Annotated in this window: 11 protein-coding genes; 5 read left to right on the forward strand and 6 right to left on the reverse strand. The window is 66.1% G+C overall.

What is annotated here, in order from left to right:
• Nucleotides 1-81: 81 nt before the first annotated feature.
• Both AWC07_RS24325 and AWC07_RS24330 read right to left on the reverse strand, forming a co-directional pair.
• Complete coding sequence (locus AWC07_RS24325) at nucleotides 82-1,089, reverse strand: PHP domain-containing protein (RefSeq protein WP_036410983.1); 1,008 nt, start codon at nucleotides 1,087-1,089, stop codon at nucleotides 82-84.
• Nucleotides 1,090-1,521 carry a hypothetical protein gene (locus tag AWC07_RS24330; RefSeq protein ID WP_036410982.1) on the reverse strand — a complete coding sequence of 144 codons (432 nt, stop codon included), beginning with the start codon at nucleotides 1,519-1,521 and terminating at the stop codon, nucleotides 1,090-1,092.
• Between the two features lie 51 nt (nucleotides 1,522-1,572).
• On the opposite strand from AWC07_RS24330, the gene AWC07_RS24335 reads away from it, so the two are divergent.
• Nucleotides 1,573-2,421 (forward strand): LLM class F420-dependent oxidoreductase, encoded by an 849-nt coding sequence (locus AWC07_RS24335; RefSeq protein WP_036410981.1) that lies wholly within the window; start codon nucleotides 1,573-1,575, stop codon nucleotides 2,419-2,421.
• Between the two features lie 366 nt (nucleotides 2,422-2,787).
• On the opposite strand, the gene AWC07_RS24340 is transcribed toward AWC07_RS24335, so the two are convergent.
• Both AWC07_RS24340 and gltB read right to left on the reverse strand, forming a co-directional pair.
• On the reverse strand, nucleotides 2,788-4,254 hold the full coding sequence (locus AWC07_RS24340; protein WP_036410980.1) for a glutamate synthase subunit beta: 1,467 nt from the start codon (nucleotides 4,252-4,254) through the stop codon (nucleotides 2,788-2,790).
• On the reverse strand, nucleotides 4,247-8,842 hold the full coding sequence (gene gltB, locus AWC07_RS24345) for a glutamate synthase large subunit (protein ID WP_036410979.1): 4,596 nt from the start codon (nucleotides 8,840-8,842) through the stop codon (nucleotides 4,247-4,249). The genes AWC07_RS24340 and gltB overlap by 8 nt, the downstream gene beginning before the upstream one ends.
• Before the next feature lie 1,077 nt (nucleotides 8,843-9,919).
• Between gltB and AWC07_RS24355 the strand changes: the two genes are divergently transcribed.
• Nucleotides 9,920-10,981 (forward strand): MinD/ParA family ATP-binding protein, encoded by a 1,062-nt coding sequence (locus tag AWC07_RS24355; RefSeq protein WP_139829860.1) that lies wholly within the window; start codon nucleotides 9,920-9,922, stop codon nucleotides 10,979-10,981.
• 310 nt (nucleotides 10,982-11,291) lie between these two features.
• Here AWC07_RS24355 and AWC07_RS29920 read toward each other — a convergent pair whose 3' ends face one another.
• Entirely contained in the window at nucleotides 11,292-11,399 is a 108-nt protein-coding gene (locus AWC07_RS29920) for an SRPBCC family protein (RefSeq protein WP_425271272.1), read from the reverse strand.
• Nucleotides 11,400-11,662: 263 nt separating this feature from the next.
• Nucleotides 11,663-11,950: a WhiB family transcriptional regulator gene (locus AWC07_RS24360; protein ID WP_023368915.1), complete on the reverse strand. Its 288-nt coding sequence runs from the start codon at nucleotides 11,948-11,950 to the stop codon at nucleotides 11,663-11,665.
• 458 nt (nucleotides 11,951-12,408) lie between these two features.
• Here AWC07_RS24360 and espM point away from each other — a divergent pair, with 458 nt between their 5' ends.
• From espM to AWC07_RS24375, 3 genes are all read left to right on the forward strand, one after another.
• Nucleotides 12,409-13,515, forward strand: a complete 1,107-nt coding sequence (espM, locus tag AWC07_RS24365; RefSeq protein WP_036415903.1) for an ESX-1 type VII secretion system transcriptional regulator EspM — start codon at nucleotides 12,409-12,411, stop codon at nucleotides 13,513-13,515.
• A 234-nt stretch (nucleotides 13,516-13,749) separates the two neighbouring features.
• Entirely contained in the window at nucleotides 13,750-15,072 is a 1,323-nt protein-coding gene (locus tag AWC07_RS24370; protein ID WP_085105266.1) for an EspA/EspE family type VII secretion system effector, read from the forward strand.
• Nucleotides 15,073-15,149: 77 nt separating this feature from the next.
• A complete protein-coding gene (locus AWC07_RS24375; protein ID WP_036416820.1) occupies nucleotides 15,150-15,461 on the forward strand; it encodes an ESX-1 secretion-associated protein in 312 nt (103 codons plus the stop codon).

A 15,461-nucleotide genomic window follows, 5' to 3' on the forward strand; every position in this document is an offset into this window, starting at 1 on the left:
CAGATCCGGCGCCGCTTCGGCAAATCCGCGCTGACCCGCGCGGTGCTGATTGGCCGCGACCCGGGCGTGGAGATGTCGAGGCTACCGGACTGACACCCACGCCAGCAGCTGCTCGGCCGGCCAGGCGTTGATGATGCGGTCGACCGGCACACCGGCATCGAGAGCACGCTGCGCACCGTATCCCAGGAAATCCAGCTGGCCGGGCGCGTGGGCGTCGGTGTCGATGCTGAACACGCAACCGATCTCCAAGGCGAGGTTGAGCAGGCGCGTCGGCGGGTCCCGACGCTCGGGGCGGGAGTTGATCTCTACCGCGGTACCGTGGTCGCGGCAGGCGGTGAACACCGCCTCCGCGTCGAACTTCGATTCGGGCCGGATACCACGGTTGCCAGAGATCAGCCGGCCCGTGCAGTGGCCCAGTACGTCGACGTGGCCGTTGCAGACTGCGCGGACCATCCGCCGGGTCATCGCGGCCGCATCCATCGCCAGCCTCGAGTGCACGCTGGCCACCACGATGTCGAGCCGGTCCAGCAGCTGCGGCTCTTGGTCGAGGCTGCCGTCTTCCAGGATGTCGACCTCGATGCCGGTGAGGATGCGCATCGGGGCGAGCTTGTCGCGCAGCTCGTCAATGACGTCGAGTTGGTGACGCAACCGCTCCGGGGACAGGCCGTTGGCAATCGTCAGCCGCGGCGAATGGTCGGTCAGCGCGCAGTATTCATGGCCCAGGCCGGCCGCGGTGGCCATCATCTCCTCGATCGGCGCCGACCCGTCCGACCAGTTCGAATGCAGGTGCAAATCGCCCCGCAGCGCGGTGCGGACCGCCCCCCCACCGAGATCCTCAGCGGCAGAACGCAATTCGATGAGAAGGTCCGGTTCGCGGCCGGACCACGCCTGGTCGATCACCTTGGCGGTTTTCGGCCCGATGCCTGGCAGCGACTGCCAGCTGTTGGCCTGACCGTGCCGCTCGCGCGCGGCGTCATCCAGTTTCTCGACGACGTCAGCGGCGTTGCGATACGCCATGACGCGCCTCGGGTCATGACGGCTGCGGTCCTTGTAGTAGGCGATCTGGCGCAGCGCGGTGACCGGATCCATCTAACTCAACTGCCCCACGATGAAGCCGGCGAACACCACGGCGAAACCGCCTATTTCGCCGAGAATGAGCAGGGCCATCCCCAGCCGGGTTCCCGGTGCCGGAGGGTCGAATTGGTTTTCGGTGTCGCGCCGGGCCCCATGCCAGATATAGCTGCCGATCGCGGCGACGAAAAAGAACACCACCACCATCGCCGCCGTCAGGTTGAGCCACGCCGGCCAGGCGCTGAGCTCGACGAAGACCGCGATCAACAGCGTCGCAAACGCGTAGAGCAGCGCCGCCCGGTGAGCGATGTCGACGTAAACATGCGCCCGGCGGTCATCGGAGACCACGATCTGCCGGTACTTCCACACCCCGAGGACAAGCGCCAACAGGAAGATCAGTCCGGCCGCCAGCAGGGTCAGTTTGGTGTCGATTCCCGGGGCGTAGCACATCGTTGCCTCGAGTGTAGTTGCGCTTCTGGGCACTGGACTACCGTCGGCCTCATGCGATTCGCATTCAAGACCTCACCGCAAAACACCACGTGGGCGCAGATGCTGGCGGTCTGGCAGGAAGCCGACGACATCGACGTCTACGAATCCGGATGGACGTTCGATCACTTTTACCCGATCTTTTCCGACCCCAGCGGCCCGTGCCTGGAAGGCTGGACGACGCTGACCGCACTCGCGCAGGCCACCCGGAGGCTGCGGCTGGGCACCCTGGTCACCGGCATCCATTACCGGCACCCGGCGGTGCTGGCCAATATGGCCGCGGCCCTGGACATCATCACCAACGGACGGCTCGAATTGGGTATCGGCGCCGGCTGGAACGAGGAAGAGTCCGGCGCCTACGGCATCGAGCTGGGCAGCATCAAGGAACGCTTCGACAGGTTCGAGGAAGCGTGCGCCGTGCTCACCGGCCTGCTCAGCCAGGAGACCACCAATTTCGACGGCAAGTACTACCAGCTCAAGGACGCCCGCAACGAACCCAAGGGCCCGCAGCGGCCGCACCCACCGATCTGTATCGGCGGCAGCGGGGAAAAACGGACGCTGCGGATCACCGCGCGCTATGCCCAGCACTGGAACTTCGTCGGCGGTCCGCCTGAGGAGTTCGCCCGCAAGCGTGACGTACTGGCCGCACACTGCGCCGACATCGGTCGCGATCCCAACGAGATCACGCTGTCGGCCCACCTGCGCTTGGTCCCGGAACGCGACTACCGGCCGGTCGTCGACGCAGCGGCGGCACTGGCAGCCGAAGGTCTGGACCTCGGCATCGTCTATATCGCCCCACCCCACGACCCGGCGGTCCTGCAGCCGCTGGCGGAGGCCATCCGGGAATCGGGGCTGCTTTCGTAATCCGGGCCCAGATAACAATTCGATATCGTCGAGCAAACGCGTTGCACCCGAGCGGGGGCAACCAGCTGGCGATCACATCGCGAAGCGCAGCAACTCTTCAGCGGTGGCCAGACGCTCGTTCCTGGCGGGAAACTCGTGACTCTTTACCGGGTGACGAAACCACGACCAGGCGATTCGCCCCACCCGTGACCGGGGTACTGGGTTGCTACGCACAGCGACACTCCCTGCGATCGGACAACTCGGGCGGAACTCCACAACGCATCGCTGTGACGGAGCCCACAGAGCCCCATTAGACACCCGGCGTCTGGCAAACAGTGAGCGACTCGCCGAGCAATCAACGGCGTGTTTCTAGTGTTACTAGTGTGGTTATTGAAGCGGCACAGCGGTGGGCTTGATCGGGGCCGGAAGCGCGGTGGAGCCCATCAGATAGCAGTCCACACCGGCAGCCGCGGCCCTGCCTTCGGCGATCGCCCACACGATCAACGACTGGCCCCGACCCATGTCACCGGCCACGAACACACCCGGAACCGAGGTTTCGTAGTCGTCGCCGCGCGCCACGTTTCCGCGGTCGGTGAACTCGACCCCGAGATCGTTGAGTAGACCGGGCTTCTCCGGGCCGACGAATCCCATCGCCAGCAAAACCAGATCCGCCTCGAGTTCGAAGTCCGAGCCTTCGATCTTGACGAACTTGCCGTCCTGCATGGCCACCTCGTGCGCTTTGAGCGCGGTCACGTGCCCGTCGTCACCGACGAATTCCTCGGTGCTGACCGAGAACACTCGCTCGCCGCCTTCTTCATGGGCCGCCGAGACCCGGTACATCAGCGGGTAGGTCGGCCACGGGGTCGAGGGTGCCCGGCTGTCCGGCGGGCGCGCCATGATCTCGAACTGGTGGACGTTGACCGCGCCTTGGCGGTGCGCGGTACCCAGGCAGTCGGCACCCGTGTCGCCACCGCCGATGATGACCACCTTCTTCCCCTTAGCGGTAATCGGCGGCTGCCCATCGGGTCCCAGGACGTCATCACCCTCCCGGACCCGGTTTGCCCACGGCAGGTATTCCATCGCCTGGTGGACGCCATCCAGATCACGGCCGGGAATGGGGAGCTCGCGCCAGGCGGTGGCGCCGCCGGCCAGCACCACCGCATCGAACTCGGCGCGCAGCTGCTCGGCGGTGATGTCGACGCCGACATTGACGCCGGCGCGGAACTCGGTCCCTTCGGCCCGCATCTGGTCCAGCCGCCGATCCAGTACACGCTTTTCCATCTTGAACTCGGGGATGCCGTAGCGCAGCAGGCCGCCGATCCGGTCGTCGCGCTCGAACACCGTCACCGTGTGTCCCGCACGGGTGAGCTGCTGAGCGGCGGCCAGACCGGCCGGGCCCGAACCGACGACGGCAACCGTCTTGCCGGTCAGCGTATGCGGCGGCAGTGGCTCAACGAAGCCTTCGTCGAAGGCGTTGTCGATGATCTCCAGCTCGATCTGCTTGATGGTCACCGGATCCTGGTTGATGCCGAGCACGCAGGCCGGCTCGCACGGCGCCGGACACAGCCGCCCGGTGAAGTCCGGAAAATTGTTGGTGGCGTGCAGCCGTTCGATCGCGTCGCGCCAACGGCCCCGGCGCACCAGGTCATTCCATTCCGGGATCAAGTTGCCCAACGGACAGCCGTTGTGGCAGAACGGAATACCGCAGTCCATGCAACGAGTCGCCTGCTGACGCAACGTCTCGTTGTCGAACTCCTCGTAGACCTCTTTCCAGTCGCGCAGGCGCAGCGGAACCGGCCGCCGCTTCGGCAATTTCCGGTGTGTGTATTTGAGGAAGCCGGTCGGGTCAGCCATGCGCAGCCGCCATGATCGCCTTGTCCACATCCACTCCGTCACGCTCGGCTTCGGTGATGGCTTGCAGCACCCGTTTGTAGTCCCGCGGCATCACCTTGACGAAATGCCACTGCTGCCCATGCCAGTCAGCCAGAATGCGCTGGCCCACCGGTGAATCGGTGGCGTCGACGTGCGCCGCGATGATGCCCTGCAGGAAGTCCGCATCATCGGTGTCGAGCGTCTCGACGTCGACCATCTCGGTGTTGAGGTTGTCGGGCAGTTCGCCGCGCGGGTCGTATACATAGGCGATTCCGCCCGACATACCGGCGGCGAAGTTGCGGCCGGTAGCACCCAGGATGACGACCCGGCCGCCGGTCATGTACTCGCACCCGTGATCGCCCACACCCTCGACCACCGCATGCGCACCGGAATTGCGGACCGCGAACCGTTCCCCGACCACGCCACGCAGGAAAACCTCGCCGCTGGTGGCGCCGAACAGGATTACGTTGCCCCCGATGATGTTGTCCTCGGCGACGTAGTCCGGCGGCGCGTTGTCGGACGGCCGCACCACGATCCGGCCACCGGACAGGCCCTTGCCGACGTAGTCGTTGGCGTCGCCGTAGATACGCAATGTGATCCCCTTGGGCACAAACGCACCGAGGCTGTTGCCGGCCGACCCTTCGAACGTGATGTCGATGGTGCCGTCCGGCAAGCCTTGGCCGCCATAGGCTTTGGTCACCTCGTGACCGAGCATGGTGCCCACCGTGCGGTTGACATTGCTGATGGTCGTCGAAAAGCGAACTGGCGAACCGGAATCCAGCGCCTCGCGGCTCATCACGATCAGCTGCTGATCGAGCGCCTTGTCCAGGCCGTGATCCTGGCGCGAACTGCAGTACAGGTCCTGGTTCATGAACGCCGACTCCGGCTCGTGCAGCACCGGCGTCAGATCCAGGCGGTGCGCCTTCCAATGAGCCCGGGCCAGCGTGGTGTCCAGCGATCCCACCTGGCCGACGGCCTCGTTGAAAGTGCGGAAACCCAACTGCGCCATGTATTCCCGCACTTCCTCGGCGATGAACATGAAGAAGTTCTCCACGAATTCGGCCTTGCCGGTGAACCGTTCCCGCAGCACCGGGTTCTGGGTGGCAACGCCGACCGGGCAGGTGTCCAGATGGCACACCCGCATCATGATGCAGCCGGCCACCACCAGCGGCGCGGTGGAAAAGCCGAATTCCTCGGCGCCGAGCAGCGCGGCGATCATCACGTCGCGACCGGTCTTGAGCTGGCCGTCCACCTGGACCACGATCCGGTCGCGTAACCCGTTGAGCAGCAACGTCTGCTGGGTCTCGGCCAGGCCCAGTTCCCACGGCGCGCCGGCATGCTTCATCGACGTCAGCGGGGTCGCCCCGGTACCGCCGTCGTGCCCCGAGATCAGGACCACGTCGGCGTGCGCCTTGGAGACACCCGCGGCCACGGTGCCGACCCCGTTTTCGGACACCAGCTTGACGTGCACCCGTGCGGACGGGTTGGCGTTCTTGAGGTCATAGATCAGCTGTGCCAGGTCCTCGATGGAGTAGATGTCGTGATGCGGCGGTGGTGAAATGAGGCCCACCCCGGGTGTGGAGTGCCGGACGTCGGCCACCCACGGGTATACCTTGTGACCCGGAAGCTGGCCGCCCTCGCCGGGTTTGGCGCCCTGGGCCATCTTGATCTGGATGTCGGTGCAGTTGGTCAGATAGTGCGAGGTGACCCCGAAACGGGCCGAGGCGACCTGCTTGATGGCGCTGCGGCGCCAATCGCCGTTGGGGTCGCGCTCGAATCGCCGGATGTCCTCCCCGCCTTCGCCGCAGTTGGAGCGGGCACCCAGCCGGTTCATCGCGATCGCCAGCGTCTCGTGTGCCTCGGCGGAGATCGAGCCGTAGCTCATCGCCCCGGTCGCGAAGCGCTTGACGATCTCACTGGCGGGCTCGACCTCCTCCAGCGGCACCGGGGGCCGCACGCCCGCGCGGAATTTGAGCAGGCCGCGCAGTGAGGCCATCCGCTCGCTCTGATCGTCGACCAGGCGGGTGTACTCCTTGAAGATCTTGTACTGCCCGGTGCGGGTGGAGTGTTGCAGCTTGAACACGGTCTCCGGGTTGAACAGGTGGTATTCACCTTCCCGGCGCCACTGGTACTCCCCGCCCACTTCGAGCTCGCGATGCGCCCGTTCGTCCGGCCGGTCCAGGTAGGCCAGCGCGTGTCGGGTGGCAACGTCTGCGGCGATATCGTCCAGGGTGATGCCGCCGGTAGCGCAGGTCAGCCCGGTGAAGTATTCGTCGAGCACGTCCTCGGAGATGCCGACGGCCTGGAACAATTGCGCGCCGGTGTAGGACGCCAGCGTCGAAATGCCCATCTTGGACATCACTTTCAGCACGCCCTTGCCCGCGGCTTTGATGTAGTTGTTGAGCGCCTTCTTGCGGTCGACACCGTCCCCGAGTCCTTCCAGGGCGCCCCGGTCGAGCATGTCTTCGATGGATTCGAAGGCCAGGTAGGGGTTGACCGCGGCGGCCCCGCAGCCCAGCAGCATCGCCATGTGGTGAACCTCGCGGGCGTCACCGGATTCGACGACCAGACCGACATGGGTCCGGGTTCGTTCGCGCACCAAGTGATGGTGGACGCCGGCCACCGCCAGCAGGGACGGTATCGGCGCCATTTTCTCGTCGGAGTTGCGATCGGACAAGATGATGACCCGCGCACCGTCGGCGATCGCTGCCGACGCCTGAGCACGCACCTCGGCCAGCGCGGCCGCCAGCCCGCTACCGCCCTCGGCCACCGGGTACAGACACCGAATAACCTTGGACCGCATGCCGTGCGGGCGCCCGTTGACCTCGGTGTCCGGGTCGAGGTTGATCAGCTTGGCCAGCTCATAGTTACGCAGAATCGGCTGGGGCAGCACGATCTGGTGACAGGAGTTCTCGTCCGGGTTCAGCAAGTCGCGTTCGCCGCCGGTGGTGCCCTGCAGGCTGGTCACCACCTCCTCACGGATGGCGTCCAGCGGTGGGTTGGTCACCTGGGCGAACAACTGGTGGAAGTAGTCGTACAGCATCCGGGGACGCCGGGACAGCACGGCGATCGGCGTATCGGTGCCCATCGACCCGATCGGCTCCGCGCCGGTCCGGACCATGGGCGCCACCAGCAGGTTCAGTTCTTCGTAGGTGTAGCCGAAAGTCAGCTGCCGGATGACCAGCCGGTCGTGGGGCATCCGCACGTACTTGCCCGCCGGCAGCTTGTCCAGCGGAACCAGGTTGCGGTCCAGCCATTCCTGATACGGGTGCTCGGCGGCCAGCTCCGCCTTGATCTCCTCGTCGGAGACGATACGGCCCTGCGCGGTGTCGACCAGGAACATCCGGCCCGGCTGCAACCGCATTCGGCGGATCACCGTCGACGGGTCGAGGTCCAGTACGCCGGCCTCGGAGGCCATTACCACCAGGCCGTCCTTGGTGACCCAGATCCGCGAAGGGCGCAGGCCGTTGCGGTCCAGCACCGCGCCCACGACGGTGCCGTCGGTGAACGTCATCGATGCCGGGCCGTCCCAGGGTTCCATCAAAGAGGCGTGGTACTGGTAGAACGCCCGCCGCGCGGGGTCCATCGATTCGTGGCGTTCCCACGCCTCGGGGATCATCATCAGCACCGCGTGAGCCAGGCTGCGCCCGCCCAGGTGCAACAGCTCGAGCGCCTCGTCGAAGCGGGCGGTGTCGGAGGCCCCGGGGGTGCAGATCGGGAACAGTTTCTCGACATCGGCTTCGGACCCGAAGATGTCGGTCTTGATCAACGCCTCGCGGGCCCGCATCCAGTTCTCGTTGCCGGTGACCGTGTTGATCTCGCCGTTGTGGGCGATACGCCGGAACGGATGCGCCAGCGGCCAGGACGGGAAGGTGTTGGTGGAGAACCGCGAGTGGACGATACCCAGGGCGCTGGTCAGCCGGTCATCCTGCAGATCGAGGTAGAACGCCTTGAGCTGCGGAGTGGTGAGCATGCCCTTGTAGACGAACGTCTGGCCGGACAGGCTGGGAAAGTAGACGGTCTCCCGGCCGGGGCCGTCCTGGCCGGGGCCTTTGGTGCCGAGTTCATGCTCGGCGCGCTTGCGAATCACGTAGGCACGGCGCTCCAGCGTCATACCGGAAGCGCCGGCCATGAACACCTGACGGAAGGTGGGCATCGCGTCGCGGGACAGGGCGCCCAGGGACGAGTCGTCGGTGGGCACGTTCCGCCAGCCCAGCACCTGTAGGCCTTCGGCCTCGGCGATCTTTTCCACCGCGGCGCAGGCCGTCGCGGCGTCCCTCGACGACTGCGGCAGGAACGCGATGCCGGTGGCGTAACTGCCCGCGGCGGGCAGCTCGAAATCGACGACCGCCCGCAGGAAGGCATCCGGAACCTGGATCAGGATGCCCGCGCCGTCACCGCTGCGCGGCTCGGCGCCCTGAGCACCGCGGTGTTCGAGGTTGAGCAGCGCGGTGATCGCCTTGTCCACAATGTCGCGGCTACGCCGGCCGTGCATGTCAACGACCATGGCTACCCCGCACGAATCGTGTTCGAACGCGGGGTTGTATAGCCCGACGCGCTTGGGCGCCATACCCACCTAACCCTTCAGCAGACTTTCCTGCGCGGCCTTACCAGCAGCTCCGACGGCGCCATGCCGTGACGTTGCGGGCGTTGACCCCTCCGGTCTTGTCGACAGGCTGTCCGTCAAGCGGAATGATCAGGCCGGGGATTCGTCCGTGCAGCGCTGAACGGTGCCTCGGTACCGATCTCGACAAGTCGTAAAACGATATGACAATACCCGCCTGACATGCCAACTTCCTCAATGGTAACCCGGCCGCCGCCCGTGCCGTAGGTGCTGCGGGACCGGCCTCCGACGACATCCTCACCTGCCGTTTTTGGAACCGTGAAACCGCGGCCTTGACCCGCTTCCGAAGTGCCACCGGTGGCCACAGCAACTGCTTAGACTAATTTGCTGGGGCGGCCCGCCAGCACCCGCTGCCACCACGATCAGCCGCTCGCACAGCCGTCACACCGGTAACAAACTCGGTGATAAAGCATGGCAGCCATGATGCGGAAACCGCCGGGTCTGGTGTCGACGGCCCGAGGACAGCGCTGCGGGCAGTGTCCGGGTGGTTCGCCGTCGAGTTTGCACAATACTAATAGGAGTCTAAAACCGGCCGTGAACGAGCCTGGGCCAACAGCTGAGGCAGCCGCCCGGTGCTCGATACTGGGACGGATACTGGTCGGCGTCCGGCGGTGGTGGTCCGACTCGACTGAGGAGCTTATGAACGAGCGCGACGAATTCCTTAGGGACCGGATGCGGCCGTCGCCGCCCGCCGGCCTGGGCAGCAGCCAGGCCGGTCCGCGGTCCGGGCTTCCGCATTCGGCGCCATCGCGGGCTCCGGTGGCTCCTCCTCGCGCGTCTGGGCCGCATCCCCCCGCCCCGCCGCGCCCACCGGCGCCTCAGCCACCGCATCCGCCGGCGCCCCCACAGCGGCCGGCTCCTCCTCGCGTGTCTGGCCCGCGTCCCCCCGCCCCGCCGCGCCCACCGACATCTCAGCCACCGCATCCGCCGGCGTTCGCATTTGGCTCGCCGCCACCGGCTTCAGCCCAACCCCCGCGCCCTCCCGGACCGGCGCAGCCACGACCGGACACACCGCAGTCAGCGATGCCGCCGCGCCCGCCGATGCGCCCGCCGGCACCGCCCGATCCGGCACCGAAACCGCCGCAATCCGCACCATCCGATGTCCCGGTCCCACCGGGTGTTCGGGCCGAGCGCGCCGTCAGACCGGCAACCGGTTCCGGGGGCGGATACGCCGACCACGGCTTGCGACGCCTCGTTCGGGTGGTGTCCTTCGGCCTGATCAATCCCGGTCCGTCCGCCGCGCAACGCCAGGCAGCCGATTTCGAAGTCGCGATTCGGACCGCCTTGCCCGGTGGCCACAAGGTCGGCGTCCTGGGCAAGGGCGGCGTCGGCAAGACCTCGGTCGCGGCCAGCATCGGATCCATCTTCGCCGAACTGCGCCGGCAGGACCGCGTGGTGGCGATCGACGCCGATACTGCCTTCGGCCGGTTGAGCAGCAGGATCGATCCGGCCGCGCATGGGTCGTTCTGGGATCTGACCGCAGCCAAAGACCTGCAGTCGTTCGCCGACATAGTCGCTCGGCTGGGCCGTAACTCCGTGGGCCTGCACGTGCTGCCCGGCGAACCGATGGCCGGGGCGCGCAGGGTGCTCGACCCTGCGATCTACCGGGAGGCCGCGCTGCGGCTGGACCGCCATTTCGCGATCTCGGTGATCGACTGCGGTTCGACGATGGACGCTCCACTCACCCAGGAAGTGCTGCGCGACCTCGATGCGCTGATAGTGGTGTCCTCGCCGTGGGCGGACGGGGCCTCCGCTGCGGCCAAGACGATGGAGTGGCTATCGGACCGCAGGCTGACGGATCTGTTGCGGCGCAGCATCGTGGTGCTCAACGACTCCGATGGCCATTCCGACAAACGCACCCGCTCGGTGCTTGCCCGCGAGTTCGTCGAACACGGGCAGCGGGTGGTCGAGGTGCCCTTTGATCCACATCTGAGGCCGGGCGGCGTCATCGACGTGTGCCACGAGCTGGCGCCGGCGACTCGGCTGAAATTTCTGCAAATCGCGGCGATCATCATGGAGTACTTCGCATCACGGCCCGACGAGCGCCGGGCCCCGCGCCCTGAGGCGGCGACTCCGGCGCACTGACTCGCCGGCGGGCTCAGCCCGACTCGGCTGCCCGTTTCAGGCCGTTGCTTTCCATGTCGACAGACGAGCGAACACGCGAACCCGCGGTGAGACCGGCCGGCCACGCCAATGGTCCGGTCGTGATCAATTCGAACGTGGTTCGCACGCCGCTCCCGCCTTCGTCGATGCGATGCACCGCCTCGATCGAAAGACGTGGCTGGGGTTCGGGCTGGGTTGCCGCCCAGGTGAAGGTGCATAGGCTGCAGTTCGGTGACCGTCCATACCATCAGTCGACCTTTCGGCTGGCTCACCCGGGACCGGCTGCCCACGGTCAATGGACCGGTTTCATGTGCTCTATCTCGCGCATGGACTTCATCCAGGCCGGCCAGCCCTCGACGTCGACGAGCAGTTCCCATACTCGTGCAGCCGGTGCGTGCACGCTTTCCTCACCGATGTACCGGATGCACCACCTCCCTTGCGACCGGCATCATCGCACCGACGAGCCGGGTCACTCCGGGTGGCCCGGGACGGTGGGTCGTCGAATCACGCTCAGAGTGGCCGTCTTTGCCGCTTGCCGGCGGGCAGCTGATACGAAAACAGCGCGAGAAATCTTTCGATTTCTCGCGCTGTCTACGTGTGGCAACGACTGACCGCCCACCGCACCGCAGACCCCTCGAAGCAGCGGCTCGGATCGCGGCAGTCTTATGCCGATTGCGCGACCACCCGTTCGCGCACGGGGTAACCGTTGCGCTCCGCCAGCGACCGCAGTTGACCCAGCGCGAACGCCCGGGCCCGGCCTGACTCAGGAATTACCACACCGGCCCAAAGACCTTCCGCGCCCGGGGATTCGACGGCGTCCCGGGCGCACGCCCAGCGCCGCGGGCAGGCCCGGCACATCGCCTTGGCCTCGTTGTCGGGTGTCGTTGTCCAGCGGTCGGGGTCCTGCGTGCAGACGCCCAGCGGGACCTCGTACAGAGCCGTTGCGGTCATATCGTTGCGCTCCTCTTAAAGCGTTGCAGGTCGGTAGCCTCCCGAGCAGTAGCGTATAGCACGAACCGTTGCAGTGCAACAGTTGGAGTCAGTAGCCCCTGCCGAAGCGCGCTACGGCTACCTCGAGCGAGTCCTCCATACCCCGCCGATATGCGCCGTCACCTGGCCTTAGATTCAGAAGAGAAGGTGCTCATGACGGCGGCCCGGCGTCCAAAGCGGGCTAACCCATTGCGCAAACCGTTACGGCTTGCAATACTTCTGCGCGGCAGAACCGTAGCGTTTGGTGCGGTACCGCCGCAGCAGTACCCGCCGCCGACCCCCTGCGGCCACGGTCCCAAAAACGTAGCGAAAGCGTAGCGGTGGAAGGGCGCAACGGTTAGGATGATCGTCGGCGGAAGGCTTGTCCTGCTGCCCACCCCAGTACCCGCGAGCTAGGACGAGCCAGGAGAGCGACGCAGATGCCCAACGCCGAATCACCTGTCGGGCCGGCTCTGCTGGTCGCCCACAGCGGCGAACCGTCGCACGCGATCGCCCGCGACCGTGATGTCGTGGCCATCGGTCGCCCACCCCTGGCCGGTGTCCAGTTTGATGATCCAGACGTTTCGCAGGCACATCTGCGAGCAGTGTCCGAAGATGGACCGTGGCGCATCCTCGGCAACAGCCCGAGCGGTATGTTCGTCGACGGACGACGCGAAGGATCTGTGACCGTCAGCGACAAGACCATCGTCCGGTTCGGCGATCCCACTGGAGGCAAGGCGTTGACGTTCGAAGTCGTCAGGCCGTCGAATTCGCCTGAAGAGCAGCGCCGTGAACAACGACCGGCGGACCAGTCGGATGGCCAGACCAGCGAACCCGATCCCGGCGTGGTCCGCGCCGGTGCGGCCGCCGCGGCGCGACGGCGTGAGCTTGACATCAGTCAGCGCAGCCTCGCGGCCGACGGGGTCATCAATGCGGGCGCATTGATCGCCTTCGAGAAGGGCCGTAGCTGGCCGCGGGAACGGACCCGGGCCAAGCTCGAGGAAGTGCTGCAATGGGCGCCCGGGACCATCGCCCGGATCCGCCAGGGCGAGCCAGCTGCGCATCAGCCGGCGATACCGACTTTCGAGGCAGATGCCGAGCCGCAGCCCGCCGAGGGCCCGGCGTCGTTGATCGCGCAGGCGGTGGCGGCGGCCGTCGACACCTGCAGCCTGGCCATCGCCGCGTTACCGCCGCCCGAGGACCCCGAGTTCACCGAGCGCGCAGCGCCGATCCTCGCCGATTTGCGCCAGCTCGAGGCCATCGCCGTACAGGCGACTCGCATCAGTCGTATTACCCCCGAACTGATCAAGGCACTGGGCGCGGTGCGCCGTTACCACGACAAATTGATGACGCTGGGGGCCACCGCCCCGGGAGCCACGCTGGCGCAGCGTTTATATGCCGCGCGCCGGCGGGCCAATCTTTCCGCTTCCGAAACTGCACAGGCAGCCGGAGTGGCAGAAGAAATGATTGTCCGCGCCGAAGCCGAGGAAGCTTTGCCGGCCGAAGCCGCCGAGGCAATCGAAACGCTTATCCGTCAAATCAATTGAGTCGACTCCGGGAGCCGCAACACAATGGAGCGCTCGAGGTTCAATCGTCCGGGGAACGGCACCGCCGCCCGGTCGGCCGGCTGTGCGGTCGCGTCACGCGCCGCGCACGAAATCGCCCGGCTCACCAAAAAATTCGTGCATCTACCGTCACCACAGCGCTGCTAAGCTCAACGTGCGGTGTAAAGATGCACAAAAGTCAGTGCACAGGATCAGCGAGTGTGAGGAAAGACGTAAATGAAGGGCAGCGACCTTTGCAAGAACACCAGTAACTTCATTTGGGGCCAGTTGCTCTTGCTCGGCGAGGGCATCCCCGACCCAGGTGATGTCTTCAACACGGGCGCGACGCTGTTCAAGCAAATCAGCGACAAGATGGGGCTCGCCATTCCGGGTACCAACTGGATCGGCCAAGCCGCCGACGCCTATTTGAACCAGAACATTGCGCAGCAACTTCGCGCAAAGGTGATGGGCGACATCGACTCTTTGACCGGCAACATGATTTCGAACCAGGCCAAGTACGTGTCCAACACGCGCGACGTCCTGCGGGCGATGAAGAAGATGATCGACGGCGTCTACAAGGCCTGCAAGGTGCTGGAAAAGGTTCCGCTGCTGGGTTGGCTGTGGTCGTGGGAACTCGCACTGCCGATGTCCGGCATTGCGATGGCTGTCGTCGGCGGCGCACTGCTGTACCTGACGATCATGACGCTGATGAACATGACCAACCTGCAGGGCCTGCTCGGCCGGCTTATCGAGATGTTCACGACCCTGCCCAAATTCCCTGGTCTGCCCATTCCCAGCATCCCCGACATCATCGACGGCCTCTGGCCGCCGAAACTGCCCGACATCCCGATCCCGGGCCTGCCCGACATCCCGGGCCTGCCGGACTTCAAGTGGCCGCCCGTCCCGGGTATACCGGACTTCAACCTGCCGATTCCGGGCCTGCCCGAATTCGAGTGGCCGTCCATTCCGGGCCTGCCCGACTTCGGCAACTTGCCCGGCCTGCCCGACTTCGGCTTGCCCAACCTGCCCGGCCTGCCGGGCTTCCCCGGCTTGCCAATCCCCGGATTCCCGAGCCTGCCCGGGCTGCCCAGCATCCCCAACTTGTTCCCCGGCTTACCTAGCCTGGGCGACTTGATCCCGGGAATCGGCAACCTCGGCAAGTTGCCGACCTGGACGGAGTTGGCCGCCCTGCCAGATTTCTTGGGCGGCTTCGCGGGCCTGCCCAGCCTCAGCTTCGCCGACCTGCTGTCGTTTAGCCAACTACCCAACGTCAGTTCGCTCACGGCGACGATGGGTCAGTTGCAGCAGCTCGTGGGAGCCGGGGGCGGGCCGGGCCAGCTCGGCAGCATGGCCGGTCAGCAGGCGCAGATGATCTCCTCGCAGGCCCAGCAGGGCGGCCAGCAGCAACAGGCCACCCTCGTCAGCGACAAGCGGGAAGAGGACGAGGAAGGCGCGGCCGCTGGAGCCGGCGCCGAGCGCGCGCCGATCGACGCCGGAGCCGCCGGCGGCCAGCAGCGGCAGGCTCCTCCGCCCAGGCCCGCGCCGAGTGGGCTGGTTTGATGCTCCTGCCGTATCAAAGCCAAGCGCACCAAAGCCATAACGAGTAAAAAGAAGAACGTAGAGGAAAGGTCCACCCCATGACAGGAATACTCGGCGTCGTACCGTCCTTCCTGAAGGTACTGGCGGGTATGCACAACGAGATCGCCGGGCAACTCAAATCGGCCACCTCGGCCCCCAGCGGAATCAGCCAGCGCGTCCAGATCACCCACGGTTCGTTCACGTCGAAATTCAACAACACGTTGCAACAGTTCGAAACGACCCGCAACCAGACCGGCACTGGGCTGCAAGGGGTCACCAGCGGGCTGGCCAACAATCTGCTCTCGGCGGCCGGGGCCTACCTGAATTCCGACCAAGGTCTGGCCGGCGTCATCGACAAGATCTTCGGTTGA

Source organism: Mycobacterium gastri (assembly GCF_002102175.1).
Lineage (GTDB): Bacteria > Actinomycetota > Actinomycetes > Mycobacteriales > Mycobacteriaceae > Mycobacterium > Mycobacterium gastri.